At 69.0% G+C, this 1,828-nt stretch carries 1 protein-coding gene; it reads right to left on the bottom strand.

The genetic code is table 11. The features are described 5' to 3' along the window. Positions 1–33 precede the first annotated feature (33 nt). On the bottom strand, positions 34–1,728 hold the full coding sequence (locus QMK24_RS41155; RefSeq protein ID WP_283472033.1) for an IS1182 family transposase: 1,695 nt from the start codon (positions 1,726–1,728) through the stop codon (positions 34–36). Positions 1,729–1,828 lie beyond the last annotated feature (100 nt).

The following is a 1,828-nucleotide window of genomic DNA, read 5'->3' as shown; positions in this document are numbered from 1 at the left end:
GCTTGACTCTGTCGGTGATCTTGGTGGTCGGGGTCAGGTTCCGAGGGTGCGCCAGGACTTCGACCGTGGGATTCCCTGCTGATCCAGGAGGCTCTGGAAGGCGGTCGGTGGTCTCGGTGACGGGGCTTGCTGTGTGGCTGGCTGGTTGCTGAGCCGTTCGATGTTCACGGCGATGGCTGTGAGTACGTGTTGCACGTGGGCTTTTGGCTGTCCGCGATACCGGCAGCGGCGCATGCCGTGCCCGTGGGCGAACTCGTTGACGGTGCCCTCCACGCCGGAGCGGACCGCGTAGCGGGCCTTCCATTCCGGGGTCTGCTGCTCGGTGCGGACACGTACTTGCAGGTCGCGGAGTTCGCGTGGGGGAAAGCCCACGTTGCGGGCGTCGCTGGACTTCGTGCACCGGGGGCGGTCGGGGCACGGCTGGCACTGGCTCTTGGTGAACCGTGCCACGATCAGGGGTGCCGCGGTGGGCGAGGAGGTCGGGTAGGGGCCGTGCCAGCCGGCGCTGACCTGGCCGTTGGGGCAGGTGACCTGTTGTTTGTCGAAGTCGATGTGGAAGTCGTCGCGGTCGAAGCCCTCGTTCCTGCGGTGCTGGCGGGTGGGGTTGCCCGGCAGTGGGCCGGTGAGGGTGACCCGATGTTCGCGGGCGGCTCGTTCCAGGTGGACCAGGGAGGTGTAGCCGCCGTCGACCAGGTGCTCGCCGGGCAGGAGTTCGCGCCGTGCGAGGCGGGTGTGGATGCCGGGCAGGGCCTGGCCGTCGTTGGTGGCGGCCGAGGTGGTGGCGACGTCCGTGATCACGTTGACGCTGCCCGAGGAGCATGTCTCGGTCAGGTGGGCGGCGAAGCCCTTCCAGCGGATGATGTGCCCGTGGCGGACGTAGCGAGCGGTGGTGTCGTAGGGGGAGACGATCGCCGAGGCCGAGGGCGGCAGCCCGCCGTCCTCGGCGGTGCGCCAGCTCAGACGGCCGGCCCGGTCGTGGTAGTAGTTCTGCACAACGATCTGCCGCAGGGCCTCGGCTTGTGGACCGGATCGGTAGGCGGCCCTGTGGTGGTGCAGTAGTTCCAGTAGACGGCATGCGTCGTCGCCGGCGGCAAGGATCCGGGTCGTGGGCCGGGTGGGGTTCTTGCCCAGGCGTACCGGTCGGCCGTAGCGGCGCCCCCAGTCCTCGTCGACCAGCCCGACGAGCAGGTGCCCGGCCGTGCGGGAGACCTCTTCGAGCGCGGCACGGACTGATTCGGTGACCAGTTCCAGCCGGGTCAGGTCACGGACCGCGGTCAGCACGTGGGTGGAGTCGGTGCGCTGGGTGGCGTGCCCGCCGACCAGGCCGGCTTCTTTGAGGCGGGCGAGCGCCAGATCGAGCAGCCGGTCGGCGCGGTCGTCCTGGGTCAGGCGCTCGCGGAAGTCGGTCAGCACGCTGTGGTGGAAGCCGGGATCGTCCAGCTCTATGGCCATGGCGTACTTGAAGTCGATGCGGCAGCGGACTGCTTCAGCGGCCTGCCGGTCCGACAGGCCCAGGAGGAACTGCAGCACGCTGACGGTGGCCAGTTGGGCGGGCGAGAGCCCGGGACGCCCGTCGCGCGGGTACCAGTCGGCGAAGTCCTCATCGCACCACAGCCCGTCCAGCCGGTCCCGCACCCACATCGCCGTCGTGCCACCGGGATTGCTCGCTCGCGCGATCTTCGCGGTCAGAGACGGAACCTGCTCACCCGAACGCGGACGGAGCGACAATACACACCTCAGCAGCTGTATCGGTCAACGAAGCAGCCCGAGCATGCCCACTCACCCCGCCGTTCAGACCGACCCCACCAAGATCACCGACAGAGTCAAG

The organism is Streptomyces sp. PH10-H1 (assembly GCF_030063355.1).
Lineage (GTDB): Bacteria > Actinomycetota > Actinomycetes > Streptomycetales > Streptomycetaceae > Actinacidiphila.
This window is presented reverse-complemented; position numbering and strand designations above follow the sequence as displayed.